At 66.5% G+C, this 20655-nt stretch carries 22 protein-coding genes; 10 read left to right on the top strand and 12 right to left on the bottom strand.

The window, feature by feature from the left end:
- Window positions 1-72 precede the first annotated feature (72 nt).
- The 10 genes from AC5RWO_RS20390 (at window position 73) to AC5RWO_RS20345 (ending at window position 10969) form a co-directional block, all read left to right on the top strand.
- Complete coding sequence (locus tag AC5RWO_RS20390) at window positions 73-1731, top strand: sugar ABC transporter ATP-binding protein (RefSeq protein WP_498733615.1); 1659 nt, start codon at window positions 73-75, stop codon at window positions 1729-1731.
- Window positions 1728-2780 (top strand): ABC transporter permease, encoded by a 1053-nt coding sequence (locus tag AC5RWO_RS20385; RefSeq protein ID WP_498733614.1) that lies wholly within the window; start codon window positions 1728-1730, stop codon window positions 2778-2780. Before AC5RWO_RS20390 ends, AC5RWO_RS20385 begins: the two co-directional genes overlap by 4 nt.
- A complete protein-coding gene (locus AC5RWO_RS20380) occupies window positions 2777-3934 on the top strand; it encodes an ABC transporter permease (protein WP_498733612.1) in 1158 nt (385 codons plus the stop codon). Before AC5RWO_RS20385 ends, AC5RWO_RS20380 begins: the two co-directional genes overlap by 4 nt.
- A 30-nt stretch (window positions 3935-3964) precedes the next feature.
- Window positions 3965-5182, top strand: a complete 1218-nt coding sequence (locus AC5RWO_RS20375) for a substrate-binding domain-containing protein (RefSeq protein ID WP_498733611.1) — start codon at window positions 3965-3967, stop codon at window positions 5180-5182.
- Between the two features lie 76 nt (window positions 5183-5258).
- A complete protein-coding gene (locus tag AC5RWO_RS20370) occupies window positions 5259-6110 on the top strand; it encodes a sugar phosphate isomerase/epimerase family protein (protein ID WP_498733609.1) in 852 nt (283 codons plus the stop codon).
- 24 nt (window positions 6111-6134) lie between these two features.
- Window positions 6135-7316 carry a Gfo/Idh/MocA family protein gene (locus AC5RWO_RS20365; RefSeq protein ID WP_498733607.1) on the top strand — a complete coding sequence of 394 codons (1182 nt, stop codon included), beginning with the start codon at window positions 6135-6137 and terminating at the stop codon, window positions 7314-7316.
- 30 nt (window positions 7317-7346) lie between these two features.
- Window positions 7347-8342: a sugar phosphate isomerase/epimerase family protein gene (locus AC5RWO_RS20360; protein WP_498733605.1), complete on the top strand. Its 996-nt coding sequence runs from the start codon at window positions 7347-7349 to the stop codon at window positions 8340-8342.
- 63 nt (window positions 8343-8405) lie between these two features.
- Window positions 8406-9230: an NAD(+) synthase gene (gene nadE, locus AC5RWO_RS20355; protein ID WP_498733603.1), complete on the top strand. Its 825-nt coding sequence runs from the start codon at window positions 8406-8408 to the stop codon at window positions 9228-9230.
- A gap of 105 nt (window positions 9231-9335) precedes the next feature.
- Window positions 9336-10139 carry an exodeoxyribonuclease III gene (locus tag AC5RWO_RS20350; RefSeq protein ID WP_139003923.1) on the top strand — a complete coding sequence of 268 codons (804 nt, stop codon included), beginning with the start codon at window positions 9336-9338 and terminating at the stop codon, window positions 10137-10139.
- 2 nt (window positions 10140-10141) lie between these two features.
- Window positions 10142-10969: a DUF8083 family protein gene (locus AC5RWO_RS20345; protein ID WP_264667971.1), complete on the top strand. Its 828-nt coding sequence runs from the start codon at window positions 10142-10144 to the stop codon at window positions 10967-10969.
- Window positions 10970-10982: 13 nt separating this feature from the next.
- On the opposite strand, the gene AC5RWO_RS20340 is transcribed toward AC5RWO_RS20345, so the two are convergent.
- From AC5RWO_RS20340 to AC5RWO_RS20285, 12 genes are all read right to left on the bottom strand, one after another.
- A complete protein-coding gene (locus tag AC5RWO_RS20340; RefSeq protein WP_498733601.1) occupies window positions 10983-12227 on the bottom strand; it encodes an RNA polymerase sigma factor in 1245 nt (414 codons plus the stop codon).
- 26 nt (window positions 12228-12253) lie between these two features.
- Window positions 12254-12697, bottom strand: a complete 444-nt coding sequence (locus AC5RWO_RS20335; RefSeq protein ID WP_498733599.1) for a YciI family protein — start codon at window positions 12695-12697, stop codon at window positions 12254-12256.
- 140 nt (window positions 12698-12837) lie between these two features.
- Window positions 12838-13848 carry a LacI family DNA-binding transcriptional regulator gene (locus AC5RWO_RS20330; RefSeq protein WP_498733597.1) on the bottom strand — a complete coding sequence of 337 codons (1011 nt, stop codon included), beginning with the start codon at window positions 13846-13848 and terminating at the stop codon, window positions 12838-12840.
- 7 nt (window positions 13849-13855) lie between these two features.
- Window positions 13856-14821 carry a carbohydrate ABC transporter permease gene (locus AC5RWO_RS20325; protein WP_498733596.1) on the bottom strand — a complete coding sequence of 322 codons (966 nt, stop codon included), beginning with the start codon at window positions 14819-14821 and terminating at the stop codon, window positions 13856-13858.
- Window positions 14818-15783 (bottom strand): carbohydrate ABC transporter permease, encoded by a 966-nt coding sequence (locus AC5RWO_RS20320; RefSeq protein WP_498733594.1) that lies wholly within the window; start codon window positions 15781-15783, stop codon window positions 14818-14820. The genes AC5RWO_RS20325 and AC5RWO_RS20320 overlap by 4 nt, the downstream gene beginning before the upstream one ends.
- Before the next feature lie 88 nt (window positions 15784-15871).
- Window positions 15872-17230, bottom strand: a complete 1359-nt coding sequence (locus AC5RWO_RS20315; protein ID WP_498733592.1) for an ABC transporter substrate-binding protein — start codon at window positions 17228-17230, stop codon at window positions 15872-15874.
- 213 nt (window positions 17231-17443) lie between these two features.
- Window positions 17444-18055, bottom strand: coding sequence for a hypothetical protein (locus tag AC5RWO_RS20310; RefSeq protein WP_498733591.1), 612 nt, complete (start codon window positions 18053-18055; stop codon window positions 17444-17446).
- Complete coding sequence (locus tag AC5RWO_RS20305) at window positions 18052-18684, bottom strand: hypothetical protein (protein WP_498733590.1); 633 nt, start codon at window positions 18682-18684, stop codon at window positions 18052-18054. Before AC5RWO_RS20305 ends, AC5RWO_RS20310 begins: the two co-directional genes overlap by 4 nt.
- Complete coding sequence (locus AC5RWO_RS20300) at window positions 18681-19073, bottom strand: hypothetical protein (RefSeq protein ID WP_498733588.1); 393 nt, start codon at window positions 19071-19073, stop codon at window positions 18681-18683. Before AC5RWO_RS20300 ends, AC5RWO_RS20305 begins: the two co-directional genes overlap by 4 nt.
- A complete protein-coding gene (locus AC5RWO_RS20295; RefSeq protein ID WP_074700154.1) occupies window positions 19070-19261 on the bottom strand; it encodes a DUF2273 domain-containing protein in 192 nt (63 codons plus the stop codon). Before AC5RWO_RS20295 ends, AC5RWO_RS20300 begins: the two co-directional genes overlap by 4 nt.
- A 32-nt stretch (window positions 19262-19293) precedes the next feature.
- Window positions 19294-19785 (bottom strand): Asp23/Gls24 family envelope stress response protein, encoded by a 492-nt coding sequence (locus AC5RWO_RS20290; RefSeq protein WP_498733587.1) that lies wholly within the window; start codon window positions 19783-19785, stop codon window positions 19294-19296.
- Window positions 19786-19855: 70 nt separating this feature from the next.
- Window positions 19856-20401 (bottom strand): hypothetical protein, encoded by a 546-nt coding sequence (locus AC5RWO_RS20285; RefSeq protein WP_498733584.1) that lies wholly within the window; start codon window positions 20399-20401, stop codon window positions 19856-19858.
- Between the last annotated feature and the right edge of the window lie 254 nt (window positions 20402-20655).

The following is a 20655-nucleotide window of genomic DNA, read 5'->3' as shown; positions in this document are numbered from 1 at the left end:
CTAATAAATGTTTTCCATGCAACTTTTGCCAAACTATCGACAGAAGTGTGTGAGCCATGCCACTCTTGGAGCGTGGGTGAAATCATCAGCAAACATGCCGGATCCGGCGCCCTGTCTTCGCCGGCAGGAACCGGTTCCGTCAGGCCGGAAGCCGGCCCTGTTCTGGAAGTCCGCGGACTGACCAAGAGCTTCTTCGGCATTCCCGTGCTCGAGGACGCGGCACTGAAACTCCATGCCGGCGAGGTGCACGGGCTCGTCGGCGAAAACGGTGCCGGCAAGTCCACCCTGATGAAGGTCCTCGCCGGCGTCTACCAGCGCGACGCCGGCACCGTCCTGCTGGACGGCAAAGAGGTCCACTTCAGCCACCCCACCCAGGCCCATGAGGCAGGCCTCTCCACGGTCTTCCAGGAGTTCAACCTGCTGCCGGACCGCACCGTGGCCGAAAACATCTACCTCGGCCGGGAGCCGCGCAAGGGCCTGCTGGTCAACAAGGCCAGGATGAACGCCACCACCGCCGAGCTGCTCGAATCCCTGGGCATCACCAGCATCAAGCCGACGACGGCGGTGCGTTCCCTTTCCGTTGCGGAGCAGCAGATCGTGGAAATCGCCAAGGCCATCAGCTACGACGCGCGAATCATCTCCATGGACGAGCCGACCGCCGCGCTGGCCGGACCGGAGGTGGAACTGCTCTACCAGATCGTGCGCCGGCTGCAGGAACGCGGCACGGCCATCCTCTACGTCTCCCACCGGCTGCGCGAGATTTTCGATCTCTGCGACACCATCACGGTGCTCAAGGACGGGCGCATTGTGGACACCCGGCCCGCCGCGGAGCTCGACGACGCCTCCCTCGTCCGCCTCATGGTCGGACGCCCGATCTCCGCCTACTTCCCGGACAAACTCCCGCGCGACGAGGCCGACGAGCCGCTGACCGAGACCCCGCTGCTGGCACTGGACAACGCCGGCAACGACCAACTGGACGACATCAGCCTGAGCATCGCGCCCGGCGAGATCGTCGGCGTCGCCGGGCTTCAGGGCTCGGGCCGGACCGAGCTGGTCCAGGGCATCTTCGGCGCGGCCCCGTTCACCCGGGGCACCATGCGGCTGGACGGTACGGAACTGCTGCCCAAGTCGCCCCGGCAGGCCATCCGGGCCCGGATCGCGCTGATCACCGAGGACCGCAAGGCGGAGGGCCTGAGCCTGAACCAGTCCATCCTGGACAACGCGCTGGGCGTCATCCGCTCCGTCTTCCCGCGCAGCACCGGCGCGGTCAAGCAGGACATCCCCGGCGTGTTCTCCGCACTGGAAGTCATCGCCCGGGACCTGGACCAGGAGGTGCAGTACCTCTCCGGCGGCAACCAGCAAAAGGTGGTGCTGGCCAAGTGGCTCGCCATCAGCCCCCGCGTGGTCCTGCTGGACGAACCCACCCGCGGCATCGACGTCGGCGCCAAAATCGCGGTCTACCGCCTGATGCGCCAGCTCGCGGCCGAGGACAAAGCCGTCCTGATGGTCTCCAGCGAACTGCCCGAAGTCATCGGCATGTCGGACCGCATCATCGTCATGCGGGACGGCCGCATCGCCGGGGAGCTGCCCGCCGGCGCCACCGAAGAGCAGATCCTCCAGCTCGGTACGGGCGCGCGGCCGGCCGCCAACAGCACCAATAACGACGACGGTGCCCGCGCCGTCGGAAGCATCCAGCCCGAGGAAAGCCACGGAACCGGGGAGAGCGCATGAACAAGGCCAGCGGCGGCGGCAGCATTTTCAGCCGGCTGTCCTCCACCCACATCGTCTATCTGGTCGCCCTGCTGACCCTCGCCGTCGGATCCGTCCTTGTGGCCACCGCCGGACGCAGCTTCTTCAGCCCGGGCAATATCTCCAGCATCCTGACCGGCACCAGCGTGCTGGGCTTCATCGCGATCGGGCAGACCCTGGTCATCCTGGTTGGCAGCCTGGACCTGTCCGTCCCGTATGTCACCAGCCTCGCCAGCCTGATCGCCGCGGGAGTGATGGCGAACAACAGCGCCAATGTACTCGCCGGCGTGCTGCTGGCGCTGGGCGTTTCCGCCCTGATCGGCCTGTTCAACGGGCTCATCGTCTCCGGCCTGAAGGTGCATGGCTTCATCGCCACCCTCGGCATGGGGCTGATCATCAGCGGCTACCTGGCCACCAACTTCAAGGGCAGTTTCGGCCAGACACCGTTTTCGTTCCGGCTGGTCGGTGCCACCGGATTGGGCCCGGTGCCCATCTCCACACTGATCATGCTGGCCTGCGCCGGCCTGGCCATGCTGCTGCTCCACCGCACCCGCGTAGGCCACCAGATCTACGCCGTCGGCGGTAACCCCAATGTGGCGAGGATGTCAGGCATCCGCATCCAGACGCCGGTCATCACTGCGCACGTCATCTGCTCGCTTATGGCCGGCATGGCGGGGCTGCTGTTGGCCAGCCGGCTTGGCGTCGGCAGCCCCACGGTTGGCTCCCAAGGCGGCTACGATCTGCTGTCCATCGCCGCGGTGGTACTCGGCGGCACGCTGCTGGCCGGCGGCAAGGGCAGCATCACCGGCACCCTTGGCGGCGTCCTGATCTTCGCCATGATGGACAACATCATGTCGGTGATGCAGGTCAATCCGTTCCTCAAGGACGTGGTCCGCGGGATCGTGATTGTAGTGGCCGTGGCGGTCTATGCGCGGCGAAGGATTGTGAACCGGCCGCCGCGCTTCGGGCACGACGGACATAGCCGGCAGGAAATGCCCGGCGCCGAGGATCCCCAGGAGGTGCGGGCATGAGCCGGACCTTGACTCCCAGCGACCGCAGCGCGGTGCTGCAGCAGAACCGGGCCGGCCGCGGCGAACGCTTCCTGCGGGCCCTGCGCACCCCCGGCGGCGCCGTGTTCGTCCTGCTGGTCGCCCTGTTGGCGGCCATCATCGCGGTCAACCCGTCCTTCGGCGAACCCGATTCCTTCATCCGCTTCATCGGCCGCACCGCGCCCATCGCCATCGCCGCCATCGGGCAGTACTTCGTCATCGTTTCCGGCGAGTTCGATCTGTCCATGGGCTCCGTGGTGACGATGCAGGTGATCACCGCCGGCAACCTCATTGGCGACGACGACGCCAAAGTCGTCCCGGTACTGCTGCTCATGTTCGTGCTGGGGGCTTTCATCGGGCTGGTCAACGGCCTGGTCACCACGCTGCTGCGGGTGCCGAGCTTCATCGTCACGCTGGGCATGATGCTGGCCCTGTTGGGGTTGGTGCTGTTCTGGACCGGCGGCGCTGCGCAGGGCAACCCGGCGGACAGCTTCCGGCAGATCGGCCGCGGCGGCATCGAGGGCGTGCCCGTGCTGGAGGTCATCCCCTATCCGGTGATCATTCTGGCCGCGGTGGCCGCACTGGCCTTCTGGCTGATGCGACGTCCCTACGGGCGCACCCTGATCGCAGCCGGCGACAACCCGACGGCGGCGGCGTTGACGGGAGCTCCGGTGTGGTGGATCAAGACCCGCGCCTTCATGCTCTCCTCGCTGGCCGCCACCGTTGCGGGCATCCTGCTGGTCGGCTATGCCGGTGTCCACCCGTCGGTCGGGCGAGGTTATGAGTTCACGGCGATCACCGCCGTCGTACTTGGCGGGGTTGTCCTCGGCGGCGGACGCGGCTGGGTACTTTCCGCCGCGGCCGGTGCGTTTGCGCTGGAGTCGCTGTTCACGCTGCTGAATTTCGTCGGTGTGCAGTCGACCTGGCGGGACAGCGTGCAGGGCGCCATCATCATCGTCGCCGTGGCGGCCGCCGCCAAGACCTGGCAGCGCAAACGCAAGGGCACGGCAGCGCCCGCGCACGAAGCGCCACCTCAACAGATCGAGCCGCCGCAACCGGCGCAGGCTGCCACCGCAGGCCCGGACTCCACAGCCACCGAACAACCCGAACATCACAACGGCACCACCGCCCGCTGAGGGCACCGAACAGGGAGGAAACAGATACTGATGCGCAATCAAAGTATCCGTACCGCGGTTACGCTCGTAGCGGCAACATCGTTGCTGGCGCTGACCGCCTGCACCACCGATCCATCCGTGACCGAGGACCCGGGCGGCAGTCCGGCGGCGTCGCCGGAAGCCACCGAGCAGGAGTGGTTCGACCAGGCGCTCTACGACGAACAGTTCGAACAGCGTACGGCGGAATTCGAGGGGGATCCTGAGCAGCCGTACCTGCAGTACATCGCCGGCGAGATGAAGGACACCTCGGACCTCGCTGTGGAGGGCGAGCAGAAGGTCTGCTTCGCCAACGCCTCCATTTCCAACCCGTGGCGGCAGACCGGCTGGATCACCATGAACCAGCAGCTCAAGGTGCTGCAGGACTCGGGCGTGATCTCCGAGATGGAGACCCGCGACGCGAAGGACAACGACAACACGCAGATCGCCGACATCGACTACTTCATCAACGAGGGCAACTGCGACGCGTTCATCATCTCGCCCAACTCCACCGCGGCCCTGACGCCGGCCGTGGAGCGTGCGTGCGACACCGGCAAGCCCGTGGTGGTCTTCGACCGCGGCGTGGAGACGGACTGCGCCACCACCTTCATCCATCCGATCGGCGGCTTCGCCTGGGGCATTGACACCGCAACGTTCCTCTCCGAGCGGCTGCAGGAGGGCGACAAGGTAGTGGCCCTGCGCATCCTGCCCGGCGTGGACGTGCTGGAACACCGCTGGGCCGCGGCGGAGAAGATCTTCACCGAGAACGGGATCGAGGCCACGGACTACTTCACCGGTGCCGACCCGACCGAAATCAAGAAGATCATCTCCGACGAGCTGGCCACCGGGGACGTCCAGGGCGTCTGGATGGACGCCGGCGACGGCGCTGTGGCCGCGATCGAGGCCTTCGAGGACGCGGGCAAGGACCTGCCGGTGATGACCGGCGAGGACGAGATGAGCTTCCTGCGCAAGTGGCAGGAAACGGGCATCGAAGCGCTGGCCCCGGTCTACTCCAACTTCCAGTGGCGCACCCCGCTGCTGGCGCTGGACAAGATCTTCAAGGGCGAGGAAATCCCGGCCGAGTGGGTGCTGCCGCAGGAGCCCATTCCCGCGGATGAACTCGACCAGTGGCTGGAGCTCAACGAGGGCATGCCGGACGGCCACTACGCCAAGTTCGGCGGCGAGGACCTGCCCGGCTACCCGGAGGTCTGGCAGGAACGCCAGATGCCCTGACCGTTCCCGGACAGGCTGCCGGCACGGCGGCGCCGCACTGAACCAGCACCATCCATGACAGCAAAGGAGGCAGGACATGGCGGACCGGCTCATCGGAGTGAACACCTGGGTGTGGGACTCCCCGCTGACGGACGCCAACCTGCCTCCTTTGCTGGAGAAGATCGCTGCGCTGGGCTTCGACGCGGTGGAGCTGCCACTGGAAAACGCGGGCGACTTCACCGCCGCAACCGCCCGCGAGGCACTGGCGGCCACCGGACTGAAGCCCTTCATCGTGGGGGCGATGGCGCCGGGACGCAATCTCGTCGCGGCGGACGCCGCCACCGTTGCCGCCACCCAGGACTACCTCGCCGCCTGCATCAGGATGGCGTACGACGTCGGGGCGCCGGCCGTGTGCGGACCGTTCTACTCCGCCACGGGGAGAGTATGGCGGCTGACCGAGGCCGAACGGGCAGCGGCGTACCGCGAGCTGCGCCGCAATCTGGCGCCGCTCGCCGCCCAGGCGGCGGAGGCCGGCGTCGTTCTTGGCATTGAACCGCTCAACCGGTACGAGACCTCGCTGGTCAACACCGTGGAGCAGGCGCTGGACGCGCTGGAACCGTTGCTGGGCCACGGCGTGGGGCTCGCGCTGGACAGCTACCACCTGAACATCGAGGAACGATCCAGCGCCGCGGCCATCCGCGCGGCCGGCCGGCACCTGGTGCACCTGCAGGTCTGCGGCAATGACCGCGGGGCGCCGGGCGGGGACCAGACCAATTGGCCGGAACTGGTGAAGGCGCTGGACGACGTCGGCTACACCGGCCCGCTGAACATCGAGAGTTTTACCGCGGACAACGCCGCCATCGCCACCGCCGCGTCTATCTGGCGGCCGCTGGCGCCGAGCCAGGACCGGCTGGCCGCGGACGGACTGGCCTTTCTGCGCGGGCTGTGACGCGCACGTGAGAAGAGGAAAAAGATGACCGCAACCGTTCCGGATCCCGCTCCGGCGCGCTCCCCTGCCGCGGCCACCCCGGCGGCTCCGTTGGGGGTAGCCGTACTGGGGTATTCGTTCATGGGCAAGGCGCACTCCAACGCCTGGCGCAACGTGGGCGCGTTCTACGACACTCCCCCGGTGGCCCGGCAGGTGCTGGTGGGACGGGACCAGGACCAGCTGAGTGCCGCCGCGCAGCGCTATGGCTGGGCCGAAACGGCCACCGACTGGCGCGCGGTGCTGGCGCGGGACGACGTGCAGATTGTGGACATCTGCACGCCCGGGCATCTGCATGCCGAACAGGCCATCGCGGCGCTGGAGGCGGGCAAGCATGTGCTGGTGGAAAAGCCGCTGGCCAACTCGGTGGCCGAGGCCGAAAAGATGGCCGCCGCCGCCCGCGAGGCCGTCTCCCGGGGCGTCATCGCGATGACCGGGTTCACGTACCGGCGGATTCCGGCCCTGGTGCTGGCGCGGCAGCTGATCGCGGACGGGAAGCTGGGGCAGGTCCGGCAGGTGCGCGTGTCCTACCTGCAGGACTGGCTCGCGGACGAGGCCGCGCCGATGACCTGGCGGCTGCGGAAGGAAACCGCCGGTTCCGGCGCCATGGGTGACCTCGCCTCGCACGCCGTGGACCAGGTGCAGTTCCTGCTCGGCGAGCGCGTAGCCAGCGTCTCCGCCACCATCAACACGTTTGTTCCGCAGCGCACCGGCCCCAACGGCCCGGAGCCGGTGACGGTGGACGATGCCGCCTGGGCCACGCTGCGGCTGCCCTCGGGTGCCGTGGCCAGCGTGGAGGTCAGCAGGTTCGCCACCGGCCGGCGCAACGCGCTTCAGATCGAGGTCTACGGCTCGGGCGGGCACCTGCGCTTCGATCTGGAGAACCTGAACGAACTGCATTATTACGACGCCGGCGCACCGGCAGCGCTGCAGGGTTCGGCGCGGATTCTGGTCACCGACTCGGAGCACCCCTACCTGGACGCGTGGTGGCCGCCCGGACACATCCTCGGCTGGGACCACGCGTTCACCTCGCAGGCGGCGGACTTCCTGACCGCCATCCGGACCGGCACCCCGCCCGCGGCATCCTTCGAGGACGGCCTTGCCGTGCAGCGGGTGCTCGATGCAATGGAACGCAGCGTCGCCCAGGCGAGCACCGCCGTCGTTATTTGATCCTTAAGTCCAGACAGAAAGCGAGCAGCCATGGCACGCAACTACACACTCTTCACCGGCCAGTGGGCGGACCTGCCCTTCGAAAAGGTGGCCGAGCTGGCCGCCGGGTGGGGCTACGACGGCCTGGAGATCGCGGTGTCCGGGGACCATCTGGACGCGTGGCGCTGGGACGACGACGACTACATCCAGGACCGGCTGGACATCCTGGCGCGCAACGGGCTGAAGGTCTGGGCCATCTCCAACCACCTGAAGGGGCAGGCGGTGTGCGATGACCCGATCGACTTCCGGCACCGCGACATCGTTGGCCCGCGGGTGTGGGGCGACGGGGACCCGCAGGGCGTCCGCGAGCGTGCCGCGGAGGAAATGAAGCTCACCGCCCGGCTGGCGCAGCGGCTCGGTGTAAAGACCGTGGTGGGGTTCACCGGCTCGTCCATCTGGCAGTACGTGGCAATGTTCCCGCCGGTGCCCGCCGAGGTGATCGAGGCCGGTTACCGGGACTTCGCGGACCGCTGGAACCCGATCCTGGATGTATTCGATGAGTGCGGGGTCAGGTTCGCGCACGAGATCCACCCGTCCGAAATCGCGTACGACTACTGGTCCACGGTGCAGGCGCTGGAGGCGATCGGCCACCGCGAGGCCTTCGGGATCAACTGGGACCCCAGCCACATGATGTGGCAGGACATCGACCCGGTCTCGCTGATCTGGGACTTCAAGGACCGGATCTACCATGTGGACTGCAAGGACACGAAGCTGCGGATCACCGGCCGCAACACCCGGCTGGGTTCGCACCTGCCGTGGGGCGATCCGCGCCGCGGCTGGGACTTCGTCTCGGCCGGGCGGGGCGATGTCCCGTGGGAAGCGAGCTTCCGTGCGCTGAACGCCATCGGGTACGACGGCCCGATCAGCGTGGAATGGGAAGACGCCGGAATGGACCGGCTGCGCGGCGCGCCGGAAGCGCTGGCGTTCCTGAAGCAGTTCGACTTCACCCGGCCCGAGGCTTCCTTCGACTCCGCCTTCAAACAGTGACGGGCACCGGCTGATCCTGGCGCGGGCAACACGCCGGAAACAGAGTGCAGGTAGGCTGGCTCCATGCGTGAACTCCAGGTGAAAATCATTGCTGAAATGGGCGTCCGGCCCACCATTGATCCCGCTGAGGAAACCCGCCGGCGGGTCACTTTCCTGAAGGACTATCTGAAGGCCAGCCGCGCCAAGGGCTTTGTCCTGGGCATCAGCGGCGGACTGGACTCCACGGTGGCCGGCAAGCTGGCTCAGCTGGCCGTCGACGAGCTCGAAGCCGAAGGCGTGGAGGCCAATTTCGTGGCGGTCCGCCTGCCCTACAACGTGCAGCATGACGAGGACGACGCGCAGGCGGCGCTGAAGTTCATCGACCCGAAGACGTCGTGGACCTTCGACGTGGCTCCGGCTGTGGACGGATTCGAAACCGAATTCACCACCACCACCGGCGAAAAGATCACCGACTTCAACAAGGGCAACATCAAGGCCCGGACCCGGATGATTGCCCAGTACGCCCTGGCCGGACAGCACAACTACCTGGTCATCGGCACCGACCACGGCGCGGAATCGGTCACCGGCTTCTTCACCAAATTCGGCGACGGCGGTGCGGACATCCTGCCGCTGTTCGGCCTGAACAAGCGGCAGAACCGCCAGCTGCTGGAGCACCTCGGCGCGGAGGAGCGGCTCTACAAGAAGGCACCGACGGCGGACCTGCTTGATGACCAGCCGGGCCGCACGGACGAGGACGAGCTCGGCCTCTCCTACGACCACATTGACGACTACCTCGAGGGCCGCAAGGTGCCGGAAGAAGTAGCCGAGGCGATCGAGCACCGGTATCTGGTCACCCGGCACAAGCGCACGGTCCCGGTGACCATCGCGGACGACTGGTGGCGGAACTAAGCTCCGGGCCGGCCGGCTACCTCGCCCTGCTGGTCGAATCGTCCCACGCCGCCGGTCCCGGCGCCCGATGAACAACAGGGCTGCCAGTTCGGTAACGTAGTGAGCGTGAAGATTGCTACGTGGAATGTTAACTCGATCCGTGCCCGCGCCGACCGTATCGAGGCATGGTTGCTGCGCTCCGACGTGGATGTGGTGGCCATCCAGGAAACCAAAGCCACCGATGAGAACTTTCCGTGGGAGCTGTTCGAAAATAACGGCTACGAGGTGGCCCACTTCGGGCTGAACCAGTGGAACGGCGTCGCCATCGCCTCCCGGGTGGGGCTCGACGACGTGGAGCGCACCTTTATGGACCAGCCGCACTTCGGCAAGACCGATGACGCCGTCCACGCCGAAGCCCGTGCCATCGCGGCGACCTGCGCCGGCGTCCGGATCTGGAGCCTGTATGTGCCGAACGGCCGGGCGCGGAATGACCCGCACATGGCGTACAAACTGCAGTGGCTGGACGTGCTCAAGAAACACGCCGCGGACTGGCTGCAGGCGGACCCGCAGGCACAGATCGCCCTGACCGGGGACTGGAACATCGCCCCGCGGGACGAGGACGTGTGGGACATCGAAAAGTTCCAGCGCGAAGAACTGACCCACGTCAGCGAACCCGAGCGGGCCGCCTTCCGCGCCTTCGAGGAGGCCGGCTACATCGACGTCGTCCGCCCGATCCACCCGGGACCGGGCACCTACACATACTGGGACTACACCCAGCTGCGCTTCCCGAAGAAGGAAGGCATGCGGATCGACTTTGTGCTGGCCTCGCCGGCGCTGGCCTCGCGCGTGACGGACGCGATCATCGACCGCGAGGAGCGCAAGGGCAAGGGCGCCTCCGACCACGCGCCCGTGATTGTGGAACTGGACTAATGATGACCAGCTTCCCGTACGTTTCCTACCTTCGGGTCTTCGAGCCCCTGGATGCGTTCTCCGATGAAGAGCAGCTGCTCATCATGGAACAGCGCAGCCGGGACCGCCGGATCACCGAGGAGCTGGACCGCGGGGAGTCGCTGCGCCGCATCACGCGGACGGTCTCCGACCCGTTCCCGCACGACAGCGAGGATCTGGTGCGGGTGCTGCACTACCCGTCGCCGGAGGGCCTGACCACGCCGTACTACTGCCCCAACCAACTGGCCGTGCGCAGCACCCTGGCGGCCGAGTCCATTTCGCACAGCCTGCATAACCCGCTGCTGGGCTTGCTGCTGCCGGAAGCGGCGCGGGATGCCCAGCAGCAGCGGCTGGATCCGGACACCTTCGCGGACTCGCTGGCCAAGCTGCACACCAGAAGTTCCACCTGGGGCATCCCGTTCGGCTGGTTTGTCCTCTTCCGTGAAGACGACCACGCCGAGGTGATCGAGGGCCGCCACGGTGTGGAAACCGTGCGGCTGAGCGCGCCGCTGATGCAGTGCATCGACCGCGCCCGGTATGCCGCGGCCAGCCTCGCGGTGGCGGCGCCGGGACTTGACCTGCTCGACGAACTCACCGAGATCACGGAGTGGATGGAGACGTTCACGCTGACGGGCATGCTGGAACTGGACTACGGCCGCGTGGCGGACATGGTTTACCCGGACGATTCGCCCTCCGATGTCCAGGCCGGCATTGAATCGCTGGCTGAGGGCGACATGACCGGGGCCGCTGCCGCCTACCGGCGCCTGGCCACCCGCTGGATCAAGATCCGGCAGCTGGCACGCGCCTCCTGAGCCTTCGGGGTCTTCAGACTTCGGCGGCTTTGCCTTCCAGGACAGCCCGTTCAAGGTCGTTCCGGGCCAATGCCGCGGCCACCGTAAACTCCGCGCGGGCCTCCTCCCGCCGGCCGAGACGGGCCAGCAGTTCGCCGCGGACGCTGGGCAGCAGGTGCGATCCACGCAGGGCGCCGTCGGAGCTGAGCCGGTCCACGATGGCAAGCGCCGTTGCCGGCCCGGTAGCCATGGACACGGCCACGGCGCGGTTGAGTTCCACCACCGGGCTCGGCGCGATCCGGCCGAGCGCCTCGTACAGCAGCACAATGGCGGGCCAATCGGTCTCATCGACGCTCGCCGCAACGGCGTGGCATTGGGCGATCGCGGCCTGCAGGGCATAATTGTTCCTCCCCCGGCCCAACGCATCGGCCCGTGCCAGGGCGGCTTCGCCCCGCCTGATCTGGGCCCGGTCCCACCGGCTCCGGTCCTGGTCTGCCAGCAGGACCGGAGTCCCGTCCGGCCGGGTGCGGGCGGCGAAACGGGAGGCCTGGAACTCCATGAGCGCCACCAGCGCATGGGCCTCGGGCTCACGCGGCACCAGCCCGGCGAGGATGCGGCCGATCCGCAGTGCCTCGTTGGCGAGGTCCGGCCGCATCCAGCGGTCGCCCGACGTCGCCGCATACCCCTCGGTAAACATGAGGTACACAACGCCGAGGACCGCACCGAGCCGCTCGCCCCACTTGTTCGGTTCCGGAACCTCGAAGGGAACCCGGGCGGCCGCGAGCGTCTTCTTGGCCCGCACGATCCGCTGCTGGACAGTGGCGACGGGCACCAGGAACAGCCGCGCGATCTCCTCTGTGGTCAAGCTGCCGACGATCCGCAGCGTCAAGGCCACCTGGGCCTCGCGCGAGAGGACGGGGTGGCAGGCGGTGAACACCAGCCGCAGCACGTCGTCGTCCAGCGGTTCCCACGCCACCGCGTCCTCGTCCTGCAGCCCGCGGGCGATGTCGAGGTAGCGCTCGTCGAGCCGCGCGGCCCGGCGCCACCCGTCGATGGCCTTGCGTTTGGCCACCGTGGTGAGCCAGGCGCCGGGGTTGCGCGGAATGCCGGATCCCGGCCACTGGGTCAGGGCATCGGCCACGGCTTCCTGGGCCAGATCCTCCGCGAGCCCGACATCCCCGGTCGCCCGCGCCAGGACCGCAACGATCCGTGCGCCTTCGATCCGCCACAGCGCATCAATCCGGCGTCGGACCCCGTCCGCCCCCTCCGCACCAGTCATGGCAGGCTCCCGGCCCGGGGCTTGTCCTAGCCGTTCTCGCTGTTCAGGTCCGCTTCCTGCTTGCGCCATTCGGATTCCTTCTGGATGTATTCGTTGTCGGCAAAGTCGGCGAAATCTGCCTCCTCGGTGATCCGGCGGACTTCGAGCTTGGAACCTGGACCAAGCGGGCAGCGGCTCGCCCACTCGACTGCCTCTTCCTTGGACGAGACCTGGATGATCCAGAACCCGTTGAACAGCTCATGGGTCTCGCCGTAGGGGCCGTCCGTGACAACGGGCGGCTCACCCGAGAAGTCGACAACGAAGTTCGCGGCCTCGGACACGTCGGCCAGACCGTCCCCGCCCAGCATGACTCCGGCCTTGATGAGCGATTCGTTGTAGGCGCCCATCTTGTTGATCATCTCCTCGAAAGGGATCTCCTTGGAGGCCTCAAGAGCTTCGGCGGTGCTGCGCATGATGAACATGTATTTCATGGTTCTCTCCTTATCTGGACGAAGGCGCCGTGCGCGTCCTTCTACTATTGCGTCGAACAGGGCACGGGGGAATCGACACGGCGCCGAAAATTTCTTTGACATCTTTGCGTCGCCGTCTCGTTGCCCACGCCGGACAATGATTACGACGACGGCGGCGCCGTGGAGCGGCGGATGATCAGTTCATGCGGCTGGAAGGGCGGCGTGGCCAGCCTTGGCGCCCCCTGCAGTTCGCCCAGCAGGAGTCCCGCCGCATAGCTGCCCTGGTTCTCGGGGCTTTGGCGCACCGTTGTCAGTCCCATGGGCTCGGCGAATTCGTGGTCGTCGATTCCGATCACGGACAGTTCCTCGGGGACGCGGATCCCGCGCTCCTGTGCGGCCACCAGCACGCCGAAGGCCATCTCGTCCGAGGAGGCGAAGACGGCGGTGGGGCGCTCCCCCGGCTGGTCGAAGAGCCGGGCGGCTGCCAGCTTGGACTCCAGGAACCTGAACTCTCCGGTGATCACCCACTGGGGTCTGGCCTCCAGCCCGTGGCGTTCCAGCGCAGCCCGGTAGGCTTCCTCGCGCTGCTGCGGGACAGCGAACTCGATCCCGTACTCACCGCCTCCGCGCACATGGGCGATCCGGGTGTGGCCCATGCCGATCAGGTACTCCATGGCATCCGTGGCCGCTCCGGCGTCGTCGATGCTGACATTGCGCAGCCCGTCCACGTATCCGCCGATGGTGACATTGGGATAGTCCAGCTGCTGCAGCGCCGCCAGTTCTTCGGGGGTGAGCTCCATGCACATGACCAGCAGCGCATCGATCCGTTTGCGCAGCATGGAGCGATGGAAAACCCGGTCCCGGTTCAGGCCGGTGCCGCCGAGGCTGAAGACCACCATGTCATAGCCGGCGGCCCGCAGCGCCCGATCAACGCCCTCCAGCGCGGAGGAAAAATACCACCGGTCAATCAGCGGAAGCAGGACACCCATGGCCATGGTCCGTCCGGAGGCCAGGTGCGCGGCCGACGACGAGGCCACGTAGCCGAGCTCTTCCGCCTTCGCCAGCACCTTGCCCCGCGTGGCTGCCGAGACCCCGGGCAATCCGCGCAGCGCACGGGAGACCGTGGCCGTCGATACGCCCAGTGCCCGGGCGACGTCGTCGATCCCGGTCATTGCAGCCTCACCCCTTGAGGCCACCTGCGAGCAGGCCGCGGACAAAGTAGCGCTGCAGGCCGAAGAACACCGCCAGCGGAATGATCATGGAGACGAAAGCGCCCGCGGTGAGCCGGTGCCATTCGTTGCCCCGTGTGCCCGTCAGCTCGGCCAGCCGCTGCGTAATCGGGGCGACATCCGCGGTGCCACCGGAGAAGACCAGCGCCACCAGGAGATCGTTCCACACCCACAGGAACTGGAAGATGCCGAAGGAGGCAATCGCCGGCACCGAAAGCGGCAGAATGATCCGCCAGAAGATGGTTGCGTGGCCCGCGCCGTCCACGCGTGCCGCCTCGATCACCTCGCCCGGGATCTCGGAGATGAAGTTGTGCAGCAGGAAGATGGCCAGCGGCAGGGCGAAGATGGTGTGCGCTATCCACAGCTGCGCGTAGGTGCCCGCGGGCAGCAGCTGGAATTCGCCGATTTTGAGGTTGATGAACAGGGACAGCAGCGGAATGAGGGCCATCTGCAGCGGAACGATCTGCAGGGCGAAGACGAAGATGAACAGCGTATCTTTGCCCCTGAACCTGCCCCAGGCGAAGATGTAGGCCGCCATGGATGCGAGCACCAGCGGGAAGATGGTTCCCGGGATGACGATTGCAAGCGAGTTCAGGAAATACTGGCCCAGGTTGGGCGAAGAGCTTCTGCCCGAGGCCAGCACGTCGCCGTAGTTCTCCAGGGTGAACTGGAAGTCGCCGAGGAAGTTCCACCAGCCGCTGTTCTGGATGCTGTCTTCGGGCCGGAAGGAGGAGATAAACAGCCCGAAGGTCGGGATGGTCCAGATGGTGGCGATGATGATGGCGGCCGCCGTGGCGCCGCGCGAAGTCAGCCGCTGCCGAACCCGTCGGGCCATCGGCTCCGGCCGGCCGGACTCGACAACATCTTCTGTCGCCACCGCCGTCGCCGCGGAAGCATCTGCTGGTATGGCGCTCATCGGATCTCCCTCTGCATCTTCAGCTGCCGTGCGTTGTATACGACGATCGGCAGGACCATCAGGAACAGCACGAGCGCGAGCGCGGCACCGCGGCCGGGCTCGTTGGCGCGGAACGCCTGGGTGTACATCTCGTTGGCGATGACCGAGGTTTCGAAGTTGCCGGCGGTCATGGTCCGGACAATATCGAATACTTTCAGTGTGCCGATCGTGATGGTGGTGATCACGACGATCAGCGCGCCGCGGATGGACGGGATGGTGATGTTGCGGAACTGCTGCCAGGCGCTGGCACCGTCCAGCCGTGCTGCCTCGACAATCTCGTTCGGGATGCCCTTGATCGCAGCGGACAGGATGACCATGGCAAAGCCGGTCTGGATCCAGATCATCACCGCGATCAGGAAGAAGGTGTTCTCCGGGGCGTCCAGCAGGAACTGTTTGGGCTCGCTGCCGAACCACACCAGGATCTGGTTGAGCAGGCCGATCTGTTCCTGCTCCGCGCCGCGGTAGGCGTACATGAACCGCCAGATCACGCCCGCACCGACCATCGAGATGGCCATCGGCATGAAGACCAGCGCCTTCAGGCCCTTTTCGCCCCGGGCCCTGTCGATAAAGACCGCATAAGCGAGCCCGATGCCGGTCGAGAGCAGCGGCACAAGGATGACCCAGAGCACCGTATTGCGCAGCGTGACCAGGGCCTCGGGCTGCGTGAACATCCAGACGAAGTTGTCCAGCCCGTTCGGGTCGCCATTGCGGTCCGTGAAGGCCAGGAAGGCTGTCAGTACGGCCGGGCCGACCAGTCCGATAGCCAGCAGAACAGCCGCCGGGGCGAGGAATCCGATGATCGTGGCCTTGTCCCGGAACGATTTGGGCGCCCTGTCGACCAGCAACATGATCAGGCCGATGATCGCGGCGAAGATGGCAAGGGCAATCACCACCTGGAAAAACTTCTCGCCAAGATCCTCCATGGCGCAGCCTCCTTGATGCGGGGAATGAAGCGGATAAGGCCCGGCCGGCGCAGCTGTTCAGGCGGGCCGGCCGGGCCCGTGGACTCAGTTACTCACTGGGCCAGCTGGACTCGATGGAATCCAGCACTTCCTCAGTGGACTTGCCGTTGATCCACTCGACGATGCCGCTCCAGAAGGAGTTGGCTCCGACCGCTCCGGGCATCAGGTCCGAGGCGTCGAAGCGGAACACCGTGTTTTCATCCTGCAGCAGCTCGATGGACTGCCGGTCCAGCGGGTTCTGTGCCAGCGACGGGTCCAGGCCCTTGTTAGCGCTGATGGCCGCTCCCTGCTGCACGCGGTTGTTGGCGAATTCCGCCGAGGCCATGTACTGCTGGAACGCCGAAACTTCTTCGCGGTCCGCGTAAGCAGCAACGAATTCGCCGCCACCGGTGATTGCGCCTGCGCCGGCTTCCTCACCCGGGGTGATGAAGGCCCAGACGTCGCCGTCCTCGGCCACGGTGGTGCCCTCCGGCCAGTTGGCTGCCTGGAAGGTGGCCTGGTGGTGCATGGCGCAACTGCCGTCGAGCACCGGCTGGCCGCCCTCTTCGACCGTGGTGGAGAGGATGGAGCGGACGTCGCCGAAGCCGCCGTTGACGTAGTCCGGGTTCTTGACGATGTCGCCCACGGCGTTGAACGCATCGGCGATCTGCGGGTCGTTGAACGGGATCTCGTGGCTGATCCACTGGTCGTAGACCTCGGGGCCGGCCTGGCGCAGCACGGCGTCCTCGATCCAGTCCGTGCCCGGCCAGCCGGTGGCCTCACCGGCTTCGAAACCGGCGCACCAGGGCTTCATGGTGCCCTCGTCCGCAATGGCCTGTGACAGGGTCATCATTTCGTCCCAGGTCTGCGGGACTTCCCAACCCTTCTCCTCGAAGGTGGACGGTACATACCAGACGTACCCCTTGACGCTGGCCAGCATCGGAGCGGCGTAGAACGTGCCGTCCACGGTTCCGTAGCCCTTCCAGTCCTCGGACCAGTTTTCATCCACGAGTGCTTCGACTTCCGCCGGAGCCGGCTTCAGATAGCCCGCCCGGGCATGGGCGGCAAGGAGGCCGGGCTGCGGAATGATGGCAACGTCCGGCGGATTTCCGGCCTGGGCGCGCACCCCGATCTGGGTCTCGAACTCGTTGGAGCCTTCGTACACCACGTCGATCCCGGTGCATTCTTCGAAGTCCACCCAGGAGTTTTCGAGGCGCTCCCCTTCGAGGTCGGTGATGGTTGAGTAGACGCTTACCTCGGCACCGTCGAACGTTCCGTAGGTCTCGTAGGTACTGCAGTCCGCTGCTGCCTCCGAGCCCCCTCCTCCCTCTTCCGCGCCGCCGCCTGGGCCGCAGGCGGAAAGGGTGAGGGCCAGCGCACTGAGCGTTGCCAACGGCAGAACTGCCTTTTTCGAGCGGACAAATCCCATGATGTGACTCCTTTGTCAGGTGGCCGCGAGTGAACTGGACAAAGCAGCAATAAGCCACCAGGTGTGGATCGGGTATCTGAAACGTAAACGCTTACGCTGCGCGAGACAAGAACGTTTTACCGACCGGGAGGCTTTGATGCCGAATTGTGATCCAACCCACCCGAACTCGCGACGTACGCCTCGGCAGGACCCGGACGAACTACCAGCGGAGGATCAGTGGACGCGTTCGGTGCGCCCCAACCGGGCGCGTGCGCTGGTGCCGATGCTGATGACCACAGGAGTCTCCCGGCCGATCACCAGGTCCAGCGCTTCCACTAGATCCGAGACCTGCTCGGCCACAAGGTACGGCGGCACGCCCTTCCGCGGCAGCACCCTGATACGCAGGCCCGGCGTGCCCCGGAACTCGTAGGTGGCGACGGAGGCGTGCAGGATTTCCTCGCGCTCCAGCAGGGCAGTCTTCAGCGCCTGCTCCGCAACCGCGGTGCCCAGCTCAACGGTGCCCGGGCCGCCGTCGTCGTTGTAATCCGCGGCCAGAGTGCTCGCGCGGCCCTTGCCTTGCTGCGCCACCCAGGCGATCATCAGCACGATCAGGACCAGCATCAGCAGTGCCAGCACAATCCACAGCCAGCTGTCCCGCTGGCCCGGCAAAGTAGTCGCGGTCAGCACGTTTTCGATGTCCGCCCCGGCCCTCCGCGTCAGCGCATGCCAACTGCCGGCCAAGGCCGGAACCGCGGCCAGCGCCACGGTGGTGGCGCCCGCGCCGATCAGCAGCAGTCCGATCAGGGTCAGCAGCACGCGGTTGAGTACCCGCGGAGTCTCATTCATTGGCCCACCACTCCCGACGCCGAAACTCTGACCCGGACCTCGGGCATGGGGTCGATGTGGGAGCGGTGCAACTCGTCCTCCACCGCCGACTGGATGGCGGATTCCTCCACGGGAATGCCGGAAGTGGGGCGCAGCTGGACCTCCACCAGCGAGCGCGACACCGTCACGAGCACCTGTTCCTCGGTGACATTCGCCCGGGTACGCGCACGGCGCGCCAGCGATGAGGCCAGAACTTCGTCGTCCACGATGGCGATTCCGCGCCGGCTGGGAAGGACGTGGCGGTGCAGATGGCCCGGCAGGACACCCTGCAGGAAGAAGAACAGGCCGGCGAAGAGGATCAGCACGCCACTGGTGCCCAGGATCAGCGTCGGCACATTCTCCGGCAGCTGGTTCAGCCAGGCCGCGAAGTCCCGGGGTTCAAGCAGCCAGGCGGGTTGGCCGATGGCTTTCAGCGCGGCTTCGAGCAGGACGTAGAGACAGATCAGCGAAACCAGGACCGCGGCGATGATCGCTGCCGTGGCACGAGAACTACGGGTTTCACGCAGGGCCAGCCGGTCGTTGAAGCGGTCCCCGGCCTCGTAGGCAGTGGCCTGGCCGTCATAGTGGTTTTGGTAGCCGGTTTCGCTCATCGAACGCGGCCTCCGTCCTGGAGCCGAATTCCGGTCACCCGGATATCCACCCTGCTCAGCGTGGATCCGCTGATGCGCGTGATCCGGTCCAGGATTTCCCCTTTGGCCGCGTGGACCCGCTCCCAGATCGAGCCGCCGAAACCGGCCACCAGTTGCGGATCCTGCAGGACCCGGGTCAGCGAGGGAATGCCAATCGGCAGGGCAAGCGAGAGCGCCAGGTAGCCCTGGTCGTCCCGCCAGCTTGCCCGGATGAGGCCGGGGGAAACGCCAAGGACCTCCCCGGCAACGCCCTGGGCGGTGCTGGTCAGGGCCTGCGTGCTGACGCGGTTGTGTCCGGCGAGCCGCCGCTCTGCTCCGCGCGCAGGAACCGCGCCCTCAGCGGCAGTCATGAAGAGGAGCGGCGTCCGGTCAGCGCGTCGCGGACACCGCGCAGATCGAGTTTGCCGTCCGCGGCACGGCCGATCAGGGCGCCGACAGCCAGGAACACGGCCATCAGCAGGAAGCCCCAGAATTCGAATACCAGTGCCGCCCAAGCCAGGGCCGCGCCCACGGCCATGCCGACTACGGTGTTGCTCATTTTTTGCCTGCCTCCAGGTTCTCCGACGGCCCTCACGGTGCCGGCTGCCTGGCGGATTTCTCCGCCGTCGTTTTCGCGTCATTGAGGCCGGGCACATGAACGTCATTGATTTCCACATTGACTTCGATGACATCCAGTCCTACAAACTGCTCCACGGCGCTGTACACCGCCGCACGGACCTTCTGGGCGAGCTGCTGCAGCGGCACCCCGTACTGGGCCACCAGGCTAATGTCCACGGCTACCTGGGTCTGTCCCACCTCCACGCGGACACCCTGGCCGATATCGCTGCCGGCCACGGCATCGCGCAGCGCGCTTAACGCCCGCCCCGTACCCGAGCCCAATGCGTAAACACCGGTGACGCTGCGTGCCGCCACCGCGGCGACCTTGGCCACCGCGGTGTCCGAGATCGTTGTCCGGCCGGGCGCCTCCGGACCCGCGCTGTGCAAGGCCGGCTCCTGGAGGGCAGGGTCGGGGATGGCGGGCTGGTACGCCGGCGGTTGGCCTGCCGGATTCTGGTTCTCCACCTGTTCTCCCATCGCCGAGCTTTCTCTTGAAGCAAGCCTAACGCGTATAGCCGACGGCGGGAGCGCCCGATTAAAAGGTGCAGTTGGACTTCAGCCACTCCTGGATGGGCTCTACCGCTTCCCGGAATGATTCGTCGTCGAAATCGGTCAGGTCCTCGTGCTTTGCCAGCTCCGCTTCGACCTCGTCCAGCTCGTCGTGCAGCTCGGCCGGCGCCTTGTCCCGCAGATCTTCGACCTCAGCCTGCAGTTCGTCCAGCCGCGCCTCGTCCACGCCCGCAATAAAGCTCAGCGGCGCCAGCATCAGGACGGCGACCTTGGCCGCCACCGCCGTGCACGCTTCGGTCCTGGTGCCGTAACTTCCCCATTTTCCGGCGTCCTCGGACGGCTCGGAATGATCAGAACTGTTGCTGGAACCGTCCGTGCTCTGCAGGGGCGTTTCGCCGGACGGCAGCCCGGCTCCCCCGTCGCCGAATGTTCCGGAGCCGGAAGCGGACGACGGCGGCTGTCCGGCTTCCGTTTCAAGCGATGGGTCCGGTTCGCCGACCCCGGGCGACGTTAGTCTGGCCGAGGTCTCGGACGGAGACTGCGGGAAGGCGGTGCAGGCAGTCAGTCCCACTACGGCGGCCGTGAAAATGACCGCGGCCTTCGCCAGGAACAGTCCTGTCCTCCCGAATGAAAATAGCGCCGTACCCACGCAAACAGGGTACCGGGCCACTCTGTGAAGACCATGGGAACGTTTCAGCCGTGCTGGGCGGACATCCCCCGATAATTCGGGCTTATAGGCAAAAAAGTGTGTATCGAATCGGCTTGCTTCCCTGTGTTGGTGCAGTAAAACGGGGTTCGTTATGCCTTAGCACCAGTACTTGTGAA

The sequence above is a fragment of the Arthrobacter sp. B055-34 genome (genome assembly GCF_059090425.1).
Note: the sequence above shows the minus strand (reverse complement) of the source record. Positions and strands in the feature narration are given on the sequence as shown.